A 13739-nucleotide genomic window follows, 5' to 3' on the forward strand; every position below is an offset into this window, starting at 1 on the left:
GGTCAGTCGCCCTTGGCGGGCGTGACCGGCATGAGCTTCGCGTGTTCGCCGTCGAGGGCGAGCGCCAGTCGGCCGTCGATCAGATCGAGGGCGTCCCGTCCAAAGATTTCGTGCCGCCAGCCGCTCAGCACATGCACGTCTCGCTTACCGGCCGCGAGCTTGTCGAGTTCGTCGGCGCTGGCGACCAGCCGTGCCGCGACACCCGCCTGCTCGGCCTTGACCCGCAACAGGGTGCGCAGGAGGTCGACCACCGCACTCGGCGCTCGGATCTGTTCTGGGGGCTTTTCGCGCGTCGGCAACTCGGAGTCCGGAAGCTTGCGGGCTTTCTCGATGGCCTCGAGGAGTTCGCGGCCCTGCCATCCCTCGGCAAAGCCTCGGCCGAGGCCTCGCGTCATGGCGAGCTCCTCGACCGTCGTCGGGGCATGGCTGGTGATTTCCAGAAGCTGCTCGTCGCGCAACAGCCGCTGGCGCGGAATGTCGATGCGCTGGGCAGTGCGCTCCCGCCAGGCGGCGACCTCTTTGAGGATCGCCAGCACGCGGGGCGAGGCGCCGCGGGGCCTCAATTTGCGCCAGGCCAGATCGGGATCGGCCCGATAGGTGGCGGGATCGTTGAGGACGGCCATTTCTTCGGCGATCCAGGGAAGCCGGCCGCTCTTCTCGAGCTGGCGCCGCAGCTTCTCGTAGACGACGCGCAGGTGGGTCACGTCCGACAGGGCGTAGGTGATCTGCCGCTCGCTGAGCGGGCGCCGGCTCCAGTCGGTGAAGCGGCTCGATTTGTCGATCCGCGCCTTGGCGAGCTTGGTGGCAAGCGACTCGTAGGATGCCGCCTCGCCATGGCCGCAGACCATTGCCGCCACCTGGGTGTCGAACAGGGGGTGTGGCACTCGATTCATGCGCAGGTAGAAAATCTCGAGGTCCTGGCGGGCGGCGTGAAAGACCTTCAGGACCCTGGGGTTTGCCATCAGCTCGTCGAGCGGGGACAGGTCGATCCCCTCGGCCAGGGCGTCGATGGCAGCGGCGTCATCCGGGCCGGCTACCTGGGCCAGGCAGAGCTTGGGCCAGTAGGTCCGCTCGCGCATGAACTCGGTATCGACGGTGACGAATTCGGCGTCGGCCAGGGGTTTGCAGAAGGCCGCTAATGCGTCCGTCGTGGTAATTAGCTTCATTGTCTCTGTCTATAGACCTGTCGGCGCTTCCGGCAAAGCGGCTGAAGGGGATCGAGGCCCTATCCCTTGACTTGCCGCCGCGATCCGTGCCTTTTGCCGGGCCGTCAAATGCCGGAAAATCCGTGATGTCTTCCGTTTACCGAACCCATACCTGTGGCCAGCTGCGGCCGGATCATGTCGGCCAGGAGGCCCGTCTTTCGGGCTGGGTCCAGCGCAAGCGCGACCATGGCCACCTCCTGTTCATCGACCTGCGCGATCACTACGGGGTAACCCAGATCGTTGTCGATGCCTCCAGCCCGGTCTTCAAGACGGCGGAGGCGGTGCGGACCGAGAGCGTCATCACGGTGAGCGGCAAGGTCGTCGCCCGCGACCCGGCCACGATCAATGCGAAGCTCGCCACTGGTGCCGTCGAGCTGGATGCACAGGAAATGATCGTGCAATCGATGGCCGAGCCACTGCCCATTCCGGTGTACCAGGAAAACGATACGACCCCGGAGGAGCTGCGCCTCAAGTATCGCTTCCTCGACCTGCGCAAGGACAAATTGCACCGGAACATCATGCTGCGCAGCCAGGTGATTGCCTCGCTGCGCCGGCGGATGATCGAGCAGGGCTTCACCGAGTTCCAGACGCCGATCCTGACCGCGGACAGTCCCGAGGGCGCGCGCTCCTACCTGGTGCCGAGCCGTCTCCACCCCGGCAAGTTCTATGCGCTGCCGCAGGCGCCGCAGATGTTCAAGCAGCTGCTGATGGTCTCCGGCTTCGACCGCTACTTCCAGATTGCCCCATGCTTCCGTGACGAAGACGCTCGCGCCGATCGCGCGCCGGGCGAGTTCTATCAGCTCGACTTCGAGATGAGCTTCGTCACCCAGGACGACGTGTTCGCGGCCATCGAGCCGGTGCTGGGAGGCGTGTTCCAGGAATTCGCGGGCTTCGATCGCGAGACGCCGCGAAAGGTGACGCCGTTCCCGTTCCCGCGCATTCCCTATGCCGAGGCGCTGCTGACCTACGGCACCGACAAGCCGGATCTGCGCAACCCGCTCAGGATCTTCGATGTCGGTGAGGTCTTTGCCGGGTCGGATTTCAAGGTCTTTGCCGGGATCGTCGCCAAAGGCGGTGTCGTCCGCGCGATCCGGGCCCCCAACGCGGCCGTCCAGCCGCGCAGCTTCTTCGACAAGCTCAACAGCTGGGCGCAGGGTGAGGGTAAGCCGGGCCTTGGCTACATCGTGCTCGAGAACGGCGCCGGCAAAGGTCCGATCGCCAAGTTCGTGGCCGATGAGCGGCTCGCCAAGCTGCGGTCCCTGACCGGGGCTGAAGACGGCGATGCGGTCTTCTTCGTCGCCGACCAGGTTGAGGCCGCGTGGAAGTTCGCCGGCCAGGCCCGTACCAAGATCGGGCAGGAGCTGGGCGTCATCGCCGAAGACGAATTCCGCTTCTGCTGGATCGTCGACTTCCCGATGTTCGAGTACGACGACAAGCTCAAGAAGATCGATTTCAGCCACAACCCCTTCTCGATGCCGCAGGGGGGCCTTGAGGCGCTGGAGACGCAGGATCCGCTGACGATCAAGGCGTGGCAGTACGATATCGTCTGCAACGGCATCGAGCTCTGTTCCGGAGCGATCCGCAACCATAAGCCCGAGATCATGTACAAGGCCTTCGGGATCGCGGGATACAGCCGGGAAGAGGTGGAGCATCGCTTCGGCGGCATGCTCAACGCCTTCAAGTTTGGCGCGCCGCCGCACGGCGGTGCCGCGCCGGGTGTCGACCGGATCGTCATGCTGCTGGCCGACGAACCCAACATCCGCGAGGTCATCACCTTTCCGATGAACCAGCAGGCCGTCGATCTGATGATGGATGCGCCGACGGAGGTTCCGGCGGAGAAGTTGCGCGAGCTACACATTGCTGTGCGGTTGCCGCAACAAGCAAAAAAAGACTAGCTGACTGCCTTTGCGAGAGCGGCATCATGCCTTGCCGCTCTCCTCGCTCGCTGCCAGACTTTGGGTAATGCCGGCATTCGACCGGTGACCAAGGAGGAAGCGATGACGGACAGGTTGAACAGAGGCAGGCGAGATTTCCTGAGCGTTGCATCCGTCGGTGGTGCCGCCGCAGCCCTTGGCGTCTTCGGAATAGGCCCTGTCATGGCCGCCGGTATCGCTGCCGGTCGTTCCGAGAAACCCCTCAAAGCGGCCTTTTCCAACGCAGGCTTACAGGCGACCTGGTGCGCCCAGGGCAAAGCCGCCGCCGAGTATTGGGGCAAGCTGTTCAACGTCGAGGTGACTTGGTTCGACGGCCAGCTGGACGCCGTCAAGCAGCGCGCTGCGATCGACAATATGGCGTCCCAGAAGTGGGATTTCGTTGCCATCCAGGCCTTCGGTATCGGCACGCTGACGCAGCCGGTGCAGAAGATGATCGATGCCGGCATTCCCGTGATCGACATGGACACGTTGATCGCGCCTCTCGACAAGATCAACGTCCACAGCTTCCTGGCACCCGACAACGAATTCATGGGCGCGTCCGTGACGCAGGCCCTGGTCACCAAGCTCGGCGGCAAGGGCAAGATGATCATGACCCAGGGGGCACTTGGCCATACCGGCGCCCAGGGTCGCGCCCGCGGCTTCGAGTCCGTGGTGAAGCAGTATCCCGGTATCGAAGTGCTGGATCGGCAACCGGCCGATTGGGACGTCACCAAGACGGCCCGCCTGTGGGAGACCTATCTGACGAAGTATCCGCAGATCGACGCCGCCTTTTTCCATAACGACGACATGGCGCTGGCCGCCTACAACGTCATGAAGGCCCGGAACCGGACCAACATTCTGATCGGCGGCGTCGATGCCATGCCGCCCGCCATCAGCGCCGTCGCCGATGGCCGCATGTTCGCGACGGTGCGCAATCCGTCCTGCCGCATCCATGGCGGCGCGATCATTGCCGGAGTCGCGGCCGTCACCGCAGGGGAGAAGTCGGGCAGCGGCATTCCCAAGAGCGTCGTCACGGACGGGCCGGTCGTGACCAAGGAGAACGCGGCCGGCATGCTGTGGATGGAAGATCATTTCCTGATCTGATCATCATGAGCACGGAGCCCGCGAGCGCGCCGGAAGTCCGTCCGGCGCGATTGACGATGCAGGGCATCTCCAAGTCCTTCGGCGGCGTCGCGGCGCTGCGGGAGGTCGACTTCGTTCTGCGCGAAGGGGAGATCCATGGGCTGGTCGGGGAGAACGGCGCCGGCAAGTCGACGCTGATGAAGATCATCGCCGGCGTGCATCCCCAGTATCAGGGCCGCATGACCATCGATGGGCAGGAGGTACAATTCCGATCAGCCCGCGATGCGCTCGCTGCCGGCATCGGCATGGTGCATCAGGAGCTCAGCATCGTCTCCGATCTGTCGGTGGCCGAGAACGTCTATCTCGGCAAGCAGCCGACCCGCAGGGGGATCGTCGACTGGCGGGCCATGTTCGAGGGCGCGCGCGAGCAACTGGCCAGTCTGGGAATCGACGTCGATCCGCGAGTCCGGATGGGCTCGCTGGCGATCGGCCTGCAACAGCTGATCGAGCTGGCGCGGGTGCTGTTTTCCGGGGCGCGGATCGTCATCCTGGACGAACCGACCTCGGCCTTGTCGCCGCCGGAGGTGCACCGGCTGTTCGAAGTCTTGCGTGCCGTGCGTGCCGCGGGCTGCAGCATCGTCTTCATTTCGCACTTCCTCGACGACGTGCTTGCGGTTTCGGACACGGTGACGGTCTTCCGCAACGGCCAGCGTGTCGCGACCGAACCGGCGACCGGCATCGACAAGAGCTGGGTCATCCAGCGGATGATCGGCCGCGGTCACGAAGACCTCGAGGAAAGCTATACGGGCGACGTGACTCTCGACAGCAAGCCCGAGGCGCCCGTGGTGCTCGCCGTGCGCGGCCTGGCCGCCGGTCGGGCCTTCGATGACGTATCCTTCGATGTGCGTGCCGGCGAGGTGCTTGGCGTCTACGGCTTCATGGGGTCGGGGCAGATCGAGCTCGGGCGCGCCATGTTCGGCAAGTTGCGCCCCTCCGCCGGAACCTTGTCGATGGCGGAAAAGCCCCTGCGCCTGCGCAATACCGCCGATGCCTGTCGCGCCGGGCTCGCCTTCGTACCGGAGAGCCGGCGGTCGATGCTGTTCTATCGCGAACCCGTCTACAAGAACGAGTCGATCAGTGTCCTCGGCCGTATTGCGCGCTTGTGGCTGAAGCCCGCGGTCGAGCGGGACATTGCACGCCGGCACGCCGAGGCGCTGTCCATCCGTCCGGCCAGTGTCGAGACGCTGCTGCAGAGCCTGTCGGGCGGCAATCAACAGAAGGTGGCTCTGGCCAAGTGGCTGACCTGGCCGCCCAAGGTCCTTGTCCTGAATGAGCCGACGCGCGGCATGGATGTCGGAGCCAAGGAGGACGTCGTCCGGATCGTGCGCGGGCTGCGGGACAAGGGCATCGGCATCGTCGTTGTGTCGACCGAGCCCGAGACCGTGCTCTCGATGGCCGACCGGATCGTGGTGATGAAGAAGGGGCGGATCGTGCGCGAATTCGCCGGCGAAACCGTAAGCAAGGACAGGCTGCTCGAAGCGGCGTGAAGGAGGACCGGACATGGCGATGTCGTCGGGAGTCAGGGCAGGGGCCCAAACCGGCTCGCGGCTGGGTTCGTTCGTGCGCAGTCAGATGCGCAATATCGCGCCGTTCGTGACCTTGATCGTCCTGCTGGTTTTCTTCGGCATCGCCAGCCCGTCCTTCGCCACGATGGACAACGCCGCCAACATCCTGACCCAGGTATCGGTGGCCGGCATCATCGCGGTCGGACTGACCTTCGTGATCCTGTGCGCCGAGATCGATCTTTCGGTAGCGTCGGTCGCCAATGCGACCGGCATCGTGGTGGCCTACTTCACCTTGCAGGAATCCTACGTGAACATCGCCAATGTCCCGCTGCCCGGGATCGTCGCGATCGCCCTGGCGCTCGTCGCCTGCATCTTCCTGGGCCTGGTGAACGCGGTCGGCATGACCGTCGTCGGCATTCCATCCTTCATCATGACGCTGGCCATGATGCAGATCGGGGCCGGCATCTGCGCCTTGCTGGTGCGGGGCCAGATCGCCTACGCGGTGCCACCCTTCATCGCCACCCTGGGGGCTGGATCGATCGAGGGTATTCCCTGGATCATCATCGTTCTGGTGGTCTTTCTGGCGTTGGGGCACGTCGTGCTGACCTACACCCGGTTCGGCCGGTACGTGTACATGGTCGGCGGCAACCGCGAGGCGGCCGAGTATTCGGGCGTCAATGTGAAGCTGGTGCTGAGCGCCGTGATGGTGATCTCGGCGCTCTGCTCCGGCGTCGCAGGCATGCTGGGCGTCGCCCATTTCGGCAGCGCCCAGCAGAACGAATTCGACGGCTATCTGCTCGACGCCATTGCCGCCGTCGTGGTGGGCGGGACCAGCCTGTTCGGCGGCCGGGGCGGCATCGGCAACACGATCATCGGCCTCCTGATCCTGGGCGTCCTGAACAACGGTCTCGACCACGTCGAGATCGACAGCTTCCTCAAGATCCTGATCCGCGGCCTGATCCTGCTCGGCGCCCTGATCATCAACGTCTATGTCCAGGCCGTGCGTGAGAACGAGCGCGCGGCAGGCGGCTGAGGACGATCGAGCACATCATGCGGCAGGAGATGCGTTCGCCGATTTGACGGTGCCCGTAAAACAAGTATATTCAGTGCATTACGCGCAATTCCTCAGAGTCGGTATGAGCTTCCCTCGGCTCACTTGTCTGATCCTTCCCTTGGCGCTCGGACTGCCGCTGCTGGTGGGCGCGTGCGCGGCGCCTCTTGGCGTGACCGCGGCGAGCTACGGTGCCGACGGCGTCTCGGTGGTCGAGACCGGCAAGACCGGCGCGGATCATCTGACCTCGATGGTCTCCAAGAAGGACTGCGCCGTACTGCGGACCTTCAAGAACCAGGACATCTGTCGTGATCGTGAGGGCGGCCGCGATCCCTACGACGTCAATTACAACGAGCCTTTCCGGCAAGCGGGAGAGGGCGGGGTCGAGTATGCACCACCGCCCCATGCGGCGGCCGATGCGCCCGCCGCCAGTTGGGATGCCGCTGCTTACCAGACGCCGACGCAGAGCAGTTCGGCTGCCCTGCCTGCTGCGGCTCCCTCCAGCCCGCCGCCGCAGCCGGTGGCGGCCAGCGTCCCCACATCGACGTCGAAGTCGCCGGCTCCGGCCCCAGCCAAGCCCAAGAAACATGTCACGGGCCGGACCAAGACCAGGCACAAGCCGATCAGGAAGAAACCCGCACCAGGTCCGGCGGAGTCTGCCCTCTGAGGAGATAGGCCTCGAGATTGTCGAGCGCCTTGAAGCCCATGGCGTTGCGGGTCTCGACGGTGGCCGAGCCCATGTGCGGCAGCAGGAACGCATTCTCGAGCGTGTAATAGCCCTGATGGATCCGCGGCTCGCCATCGAACACGTCGAGGCCGGCGGCGGCGAGATGGCCGGTCTTGAGCGCGGCGATCAACGCCTCGTCATCCACGACACCGCCGCGCGCCGTGTTCACCACCACAGCGCCACGCGGCAGCCTGGCGATCCGCTCGGCATTCACCCATTTGCGCGTGGCCGGCGTCAGGGGCGCGTTGATGGACAGAAAATCGCAATGCGCCAGCATCTCGTCGGCGTCGGCGTGGAAGATCGCGCCCTTCTCGAGGTCCGGCGGCAGGCGGCTGCGATTGTTGTAGTGGATCGTCATGCGGAAGGCGCGGGCGCGGTCGGCGACAGCCTGGCCGATGCGGCCCATGCCGAGGATGCCGAGGCGCTTACCGGTGACGTGCACGCCCATCAGCTGGGTGGGGCTCCAGCCGACCCAGCTATGGGTCCGCAGCATGGTGGTGCCTTCGTGGGCCCGCCGCGCGGCGCCAAGCAGGCAGAGCATCGTGATATCCGCTGTTGCGTCGGTCAGGACGTCCGGCGTGTTGCTGACCAGGATGTTGCGGGCGGCCGCCGCTCCAACGTCGACATGCTCATAGCCGACGGAAAAGGTCGCGATCATGCGAATTGAGCTAGGCAGGACGCCGATGGTCGCCGCATTCAGGGCATCGCCGGCCGCGCACAGAATGGCGTCGCAACCCTCCGTTGCCTTGGCCAGCGCGGGACCATCGAACGGCCGATCCTCGGGGTTGAGGACGGCATCGAAGTTGGCGGTAAGGCGCGATTCCACGTCTGGCGGAAAGTGCCGCGTCGCGAAGACACGGGGTTTGCGATTGCTCATGGACGATATCCTCCCTGTGCAGCACTGCCGCAGACGATGATTCTGGAAATTCGCGCGCATGGATATTACGCTTGCGCGTCTGGCTACAAGGCCTAGCCCCCGCCAAGCGCCCGTTGAGCACGTATAGTTTTCGCTGTCCTCGCATTCAAACTGCAGCTCCTCGTGCGGCGGTAGCTCTGTGCGTTGTGCTGGCTCTGTGGATAAGCGCGGCAACCGAGGCTCAGCAACGGCCGCAGGCGACGCAGCAGCCCCAGGTGGATCAGCCCCAGGCCGCGCAGCGGTCCCAGGCGACGCCGACCTCGCCGGTCGAGCAGCCGCCCGACTCCGTGCTGGTGCCGAACCGTGCCACCTACGACATGAAGCTGGCGATCGCCCGGCCCAACAGCGGCATCGTCGAGGTGAATGGCAACATGGTGCTGGAGACCGTCGACTCCTGTGATGGCTGGGAGATCAAGCAGCGCATCAAGCTCACCTTCCTCCGCAACGACGGCGAGGAATTCGAGACCGATTCGAGTTTCACGAGCTACGAGTCCAAGGACGGGCTGCAGCTGCGTTTCAGCGTGCGCAATGCACAGAACGACGAGGTGGAAGAGGAACTGCGCGGACGGGCCGATCTCGAAGCCTTGGGCGGGAAGGGTCGCGCCAGCTTCACCTTGCCGGAGGTGCGCAGCTTCGAGTTGCCGGCCGGGACGCTGTTCCCGACCACTCATCTGGCCCTCATCCTCAAGCACGCGCGCGAGGGCGACAAATCCGTCTCGTACAAGGTCTTCGACGGCGCCCGCTTGGACGGAGCCTTCCAGGTCAATGCCGTGATCGGGCGGCCACCGCGCCCGACACCGGGCACGCCGCCGACACGGGGCGATGTCAGCCTGTTGCGCAACCAGCCGGCCTGGAGCGTCCGCTTCGCCTTCTTCGCCAACGGCGACCAGGGAGCCCAGCCCGAGTACGAGCTGGCCCTGGATTTGCTGGGCAACGGCATCGCTCGCTCGATGCTGCTCGATTACGGCGACTTCGCCGTGAATGCCAACCTCGTTCAAATCCAAGCCCTTCCGAGGCCGAAATGCTGAATGTCCGCCGCTGGATGCTGCTGCCCGGTTGGGCTGCGGCAATTGCCTCGTTGGCTCTGCCGGCAGGGGCCCAGGATCTGCAACCGCATCGTGCTGCCTACGACGTGTCGTTGCTGGATCATGGCAAGGCGACGCCCGGCACGCCGGGAACCTATGCCTTCGAGCTCAAGGCTACGTGCGACAGCTACATCCTCAGTCAACGCCTGCGTCTGGAACTGGATGGTCCGCGCGGGTCGGTGGTCACGGAGCAGCAGTCGCAGATGACGGAAAGCCGGGACGGGCGGAAGCTGCATTTCGAGCACCAAGCGAGTGCCAATGGCCGCCAGACGAGTCTGGTGCGCGGCGACGCCACCTTGGCGGCCGATGGCAGCGGCGAAGCGCATTTCACCGAGCCCGAGGACCAGACGGTGGCCCTGCCACCCGGCACGATGTTTCCCACGGCCATGACGCTCGCGACCCTGAAGCACGCGGCGGCGGGTGATGGTGGGTTCGATGCGCTGTTCTTCTTCGGCGAAAAGCCCAAGCCGCCCCAATCGGTCAATGTGGTGATCGGCCGGGTGCCCAAGCGGCTGGCCGACCTCAAGATCCCCGAGGAAGGCATCTCGATCGTCCAGGGCCGGTCGCGCATCTACTACCGCGGCGGCTTTTTCGACGCTGATTCGAAGAAGGAAGGGGAGCAGGCGGCCTTCGAGATGAGCAGCCTTACCCTCGACAATGGCGTCGAGCTCTATGGGACACATGAAGAAGGCGACAGCGGTTTCGAGTACCGCATTTCCCGCCTCGAGCCGCTGCCCAAGCCCAACTGCAACTGATCTCCGCCGCTCACGCTTTCGAGCCCACCGGCCATAGCCACGCCGCCCCGCGTACGCCGCTCGAATCGCCATGGCGCGGGGGCAGCAGCTTGGTGGCGATGTATTCGGGTTCGGAGAAGATATGCCGCTTCCAGAGTTCGGGGACGCGCCGATAGAGCAGGGACATCTTGGACAGCCCGCCGCCCAGCACCACGGCATGGGGATCGAGGATGTTGACGATCATCGACAGGGCTCGGGCGAGGCGGTCGCAGTAAAGCTCCATCTGCGCCGCGGCCTCGGAGTCGCCGGAGGTGGCCGCCTCGGCAATGTCGGTTGCCCGCATCTGCCGCCCGGTTCGCTTGGCGAACTGCTCCTGCAGGCGCGGTCCGCTCAACCAGGTCTCGATACAGCCGACGCGGCCGCAATAGCAGGTGAGGCCAGGCCGCTCGTCGTCGCGCGGCGAGGGCAGGGGCGTATGTCCCCATTCGCCCGCGATTGCCTGGGCGCCGGTAAGAGGCTTCCCGTCGATGACGATGCCGCCGCCGACGCCGGTGCCGAGAATGACGCCGAAGACGATCCCCATCCCCGCCGCGGCTCCATCGGCCGCTTCCGAAACCGCGAAGCAGTTGGCATCGTTGGCCATGCGCACTTCCCGACCCAGGGCGCGCTGCAGATCGACGGGTAGCGGCCGGCCGTTGAGGCGCGTGGAGTTGGCGTTCTTGATCAACCCCGTCGCCGGGGAGACCGCGCCCGGATGGGCGATGCCCACGGTGCAGCGTTCGCCGACACGCCGTTCGAGTTCCGTCACGAGGTCGACGATGGCCCGTACATCCTCTTCATACGAGGTGGCCGGCGTGGGCACGCGAAGACGGGCCTTTTCCGCTCCATCGTCGTCGAGCACGAGTCCTTCGATTTTGGTTCCGCCGAGATCGATACCGATGCGCATGGGCCTAGTTCACAGGAAGCGGGTGGCAATGTCGATGCTGGTCTTGACGCCGATGGAGTCAAACGTCGAAGCCAGCCATCGGGTGGCGGCGGCGCGGCCGAGCTTGAACAGATAGTCGAGGAATTCCGGTTCGACATTGAACTTGCTGACGGCGCCGAGCGGCGCCAGCGAGTCGTCGTCGTTGATGGAATGGATCAGCATCATCTTGAGCCGGGCGCTGAATTCGCCCGTCAGTGCGCCTTCGCGGATCAGATCCTGGACGAAGGCGATGGCTCGCATCTCGGCCATCAGCGCACCGCCGAAGGTGATCTCATTGAGCCGATTGGCGATTTCGGCATTGGATTTCGGAACCTCCTTCCGAGCCGTGGGATCCAGTTCCACGATGACGACATCGGGACTTTCGCTGGCATAGATGAACGGCCAGATCGGCGGATTGCCGCGATAACCGCCGTCCCAATAAGGGACGCCATCGATGACGACGGCATCGTGCACGTTGGGCAGGCAGGCCGATGCGAGCAACGCGTCGATCGACAGTTCGTGTCGTTCGAAGATGCGCACCTTGGCCGTCTGCACGTTCGTGGCGGCGATGAATGCCTTGATTTCCTTGCAGCCGCGGACCGACTCCTGATCGAAGTGCTTCCTCAGCAGATCCCGCAGCGGATCGAAATTCAGCGGATTGCGCTGACCCAGAGACAAGGTGCGCTGGATCAGGTCGCCCCATAGTGCTGCCGGCGAATCATCGAGATTCCAATTGCCCTGCAGCCTGTCGAGCGGCGTGCGCTGAATCGGACTTGCGGCCGCCATGCGAGCGACGTCGGTCCAGAAATCGGCCAGCGCCTGCCGCGCGCCATCGGGGCCGCCCCTGGCCCAGCCCTGCAGCATCATCGCCGCATTCATCGCGCCGGCGCTCGTGCCGCTGACAGCCTCGAAGCCGAGACGACCATCCTCGATCAGCGCGTCGAGCACGCCCCAGGTGAAAGCACCGTGTGAGCCTCCGCCTTGCAAAGCGATATTTATGCGTTTGATCGGACTCATGCAGCTATCCTCCGCAGGGTACCTGCGTTACGCTTCCGTGACATGGATGGTCAGAGCAAGATGGGGGCGATAGTGACGGACGGCCTCGGGAAAAGGCCGTGGCGAAAGCGCCCATCGACCATCCTGTGGGTATTGTCTCTCGGCCAGCTCATCACCTGGGGCCTCGTCTACTACACGTTCCCGCTGTTCGTGGCGCCGATGGAGAAAGAGCTCGGCTGGTCGCGTAACGAACTTTACGGCGCGTTGTCGGGCGGTCTGCTGGTCGCCGGCCTCTGCTCCATTCCCGTGGGAGCATGGATCGACCGGGGGCATGGGCGCGTGCTGATGACAGGTGGCTCGCTGCTTGCCGCCATCCTCATGTTCGCATGGTCGCGCACACAGTCTCTCCCGGTCTTCTATGTCATCTGGCTCGGGCTGGGCGCCTGCCAATCCGTCACGCTCTATGAGCCCGCCTTCGCGGTGATCACCCGAGTCTTCGGACCGCGCTATCGCCAGGCCATCCTGGTGATGACGTTCGTTGGCGGGTTGGCGAGCACCTTCGGTATTCCCTTTTCGCAATTCCTGATCGAGCGCATCGAGTGGCGACCGACGCTGGTGGTCCTTGCCGGCATCAATCTCGCTGTCGCGGTCTGCATTCACTGGCTGTTCGTTCCAGGACCCGCCGAGGAGGCGGTGCCGATCGCGCATGTGCCACCCGCGGCTGCCGGGACATCCCGGAAAAGTCCGCTTGCCGTGGCGGTGCGCATGCCGGCCTTCTGGGGCCTGGTTGTTGCCTTTGCCGGATACGGACTGGCGTTCTCGGCCATGAGCTTCCACCTCATTCCGCTTCTCGAGGAGCGTCGCGTCTCGATCGGCGTGGTCATGGCCATCATCGCCTTGATCGGACCGATGCAGGTGGTCGGCCGCGTCCTGTTGATGGCAGGCCAGCGCCATATCACGACCATCCAACTCGGGGCGCTGATCTATTTCGCCTTTCCGATTTCGATGGCGATGCTGGCGAGCGGTATCCGCGAGGTCTATGCGCTGATTCTCTTTGCGATCGTCTACGGCGTGGCCAACGGCCTCGTAACGATCCTGCGTGGCATGGCGGTCCCGGAATTCATTGGGCCCGAAGGGTATGGCGTCGTAACCGGCGCTCTTACCATGCCCACCAATATGATGCGCGCCGCCGGTCCACTGATGGCATCGCTCGCCTGGAGTCTTTTCGGCGGATATACGCCCGTTCTGTGGGGGCTGGCGGCGATCATGTTGGCCGCTGCCGCAGGCTTCGCCGCGGCAGCCATGTTCTCCAAGCGGCAATCGCCATACCCGGCTGTCTAGATCTGGTGCTGCGCGCTCCATTTTCCCATTAAATAAATGGACGGAAAATGGAAGTGACGGGCGGCGCACCAACCTGTTGTGGGCTCGCCGAAGCGACGAAAACGACATCCATCCTCCCGGGCAGACGGAGACGACCTTACAGTGGTTTCCACTCAGCCT

At 64.6% G+C, this 13739-nt stretch carries 12 protein-coding genes; 8 read left to right on the forward strand and 4 right to left on the reverse strand.

All coding sequences use genetic code 11. The annotated features are described in order from the left end of the window. Positions 1-2: 2 nt before the first annotated feature. The gene (rnd, locus tag B5D62_RS05110; RefSeq protein ID WP_085932704.1) at positions 3-1166 is read right to left on the reverse strand and encodes a ribonuclease D; all 1164 of its coding nucleotides are present in this window, start codon (positions 1164-1166) and stop codon (positions 3-5) included. A gap of 125 nt (positions 1167-1291) precedes the next feature. Here rnd and aspS point away from each other — a divergent pair, with 125 nt between their 5' ends. The 5 genes from aspS (at position 1292) to B5D62_RS05135 (ending at position 7484) form a co-directional block, all read left to right on the forward strand. Beyond that, on the forward strand, positions 1292-3100 hold the full coding sequence (gene aspS, locus B5D62_RS05115; protein WP_085932705.1) for an aspartate--tRNA ligase: 1809 nt from the start codon (positions 1292-1294) through the stop codon (positions 3098-3100). Between the two features lie 102 nt (positions 3101-3202). After that, positions 3203-4222: a sugar ABC transporter substrate-binding protein gene (locus B5D62_RS05120; RefSeq protein WP_085932706.1), complete on the forward strand. Its 1020-nt coding sequence runs from the start codon at positions 3203-3205 to the stop codon at positions 4220-4222. Between the two features lie 5 nt (positions 4223-4227). Beyond that, complete coding sequence (locus B5D62_RS05125; protein WP_218190946.1) at positions 4228-5748, forward strand: sugar ABC transporter ATP-binding protein; 1521 nt, start codon at positions 4228-4230, stop codon at positions 5746-5748. 13 nt (positions 5749-5761) lie between these two features. Further along, complete coding sequence (locus B5D62_RS05130; RefSeq protein WP_085932707.1) at positions 5762-6799, forward strand: ABC transporter permease; 1038 nt, start codon at positions 5762-5764, stop codon at positions 6797-6799. Between the two features lie 103 nt (positions 6800-6902). After that, positions 6903-7484 (forward strand): hypothetical protein, encoded by a 582-nt coding sequence (locus tag B5D62_RS05135; RefSeq protein ID WP_085932708.1) that lies wholly within the window; start codon positions 6903-6905, stop codon positions 7482-7484. Here the strand turns inward: B5D62_RS05135 and B5D62_RS05140 are convergent. Further along, positions 7441-8421 (reverse strand): 2-hydroxyacid dehydrogenase, encoded by a 981-nt coding sequence (locus B5D62_RS05140; protein ID WP_085932709.1) that lies wholly within the window; start codon positions 8419-8421, stop codon positions 7441-7443. The genes B5D62_RS05135 and B5D62_RS05140 overlap by 44 nt on opposite strands. A gap of 254 nt (positions 8422-8675) precedes the next feature. Here B5D62_RS05140 and B5D62_RS05145 point away from each other — a divergent pair, with 254 nt between their 5' ends. Both B5D62_RS05145 and B5D62_RS05150 read left to right on the forward strand, forming a co-directional pair. Then, a complete protein-coding gene (locus tag B5D62_RS05145; RefSeq protein WP_139373723.1) occupies positions 8676-9488 on the forward strand; it encodes an EipB family protein in 813 nt (270 codons plus the stop codon). Beyond that, entirely contained in the window at positions 9482-10300 is an 819-nt protein-coding gene (locus tag B5D62_RS05150; protein WP_085932711.1) for an EipB family protein, read from the forward strand. The genes B5D62_RS05145 and B5D62_RS05150 overlap by 7 nt, the downstream gene beginning before the upstream one ends. Positions 10301-10310: 10 nt before the next feature. Here B5D62_RS05150 and B5D62_RS05155 read toward each other — a convergent pair whose 3' ends face one another. Together B5D62_RS05155 and B5D62_RS05160 are read right to left on the reverse strand one after the other, a co-directional pair. Further along, a complete protein-coding gene (locus B5D62_RS05155; RefSeq protein ID WP_085932712.1) occupies positions 10311-11225 on the reverse strand; it encodes an ROK family protein in 915 nt (304 codons plus the stop codon). A 9-nt stretch (positions 11226-11234) separates the two neighbouring features. Further along, entirely contained in the window at positions 11235-12260 is a 1026-nt protein-coding gene (locus B5D62_RS05160) for a patatin-like phospholipase family protein (protein ID WP_085932713.1), read from the reverse strand. A gap of 42 nt (positions 12261-12302) precedes the next feature. Between B5D62_RS05160 and B5D62_RS05165 the strand changes: the two genes are divergently transcribed. Further along, on the forward strand, positions 12303-13580 hold the full coding sequence (locus tag B5D62_RS05165) for an MFS transporter (RefSeq protein WP_085932714.1): 1278 nt from the start codon (positions 12303-12305) through the stop codon (positions 13578-13580). Positions 13581-13739: the final 159 nt, after the last annotated feature.

This window comes from Enhydrobacter aerosaccus, assembly GCF_900167455.1.
Taxonomy (GTDB): Bacteria; Pseudomonadota; Alphaproteobacteria; order Reyranellales; family Reyranellaceae; genus Reyranella; species Reyranella aerosaccus.

Coding starts and splice junctions, on each gene's coding strand:
- aspS (WP_085932705.1), top strand. CDS start 1,292: ATGTCTTCCGTTTACCGAACCCATACCTGTGGCCAGCTGCGGCCGGAT.
- B5D62_RS05135 (WP_085932708.1), top strand. CDS start 6,903: ATGAGCTTCCCTCGGCTCACTTGTCTGATCCTTCCCTTGGCGCTCGGA.
- B5D62_RS05160 (WP_085932713.1), bottom strand. CDS start 12,260: ATGAGTCCGATCAAACGCATAAATATCGCTTTGCAAGGCGGAGGCTCA.
- B5D62_RS05140 (WP_085932709.1), bottom strand. CDS start 8,421: ATGAGCAATCGCAAACCCCGTGTCTTCGCGACGCGGCACTTTCCGCCA.
- B5D62_RS05165 (WP_085932714.1), top strand. CDS start 12,303: ATGGATGGTCAGAGCAAGATGGGGGCGATAGTGACGGACGGCCTCGGG.
- B5D62_RS05150 (WP_085932711.1), top strand. CDS start 9,482: ATGCTGAATGTCCGCCGCTGGATGCTGCTGCCCGGTTGGGCTGCGGCA.
- B5D62_RS05120 (WP_085932706.1), top strand. CDS start 3,203: ATGACGGACAGGTTGAACAGAGGCAGGCGAGATTTCCTGAGCGTTGCA.
- rnd (WP_085932704.1), bottom strand. CDS start 1,166: ATGAAGCTAATTACCACGACGGACGCATTAGCGGCCTTCTGCAAACCC.
- B5D62_RS05155 (WP_085932712.1), bottom strand. CDS start 11,225: ATGCGCATCGGTATCGATCTCGGCGGAACCAAAATCGAAGGACTCGTG.
- B5D62_RS05130 (WP_085932707.1), top strand. CDS start 5,762: ATGGCGATGTCGTCGGGAGTCAGGGCAGGGGCCCAAACCGGCTCGCGG.
- B5D62_RS05125 (WP_218190946.1), top strand. CDS start 4,228: ATGAGCACGGAGCCCGCGAGCGCGCCGGAAGTCCGTCCGGCGCGATTG.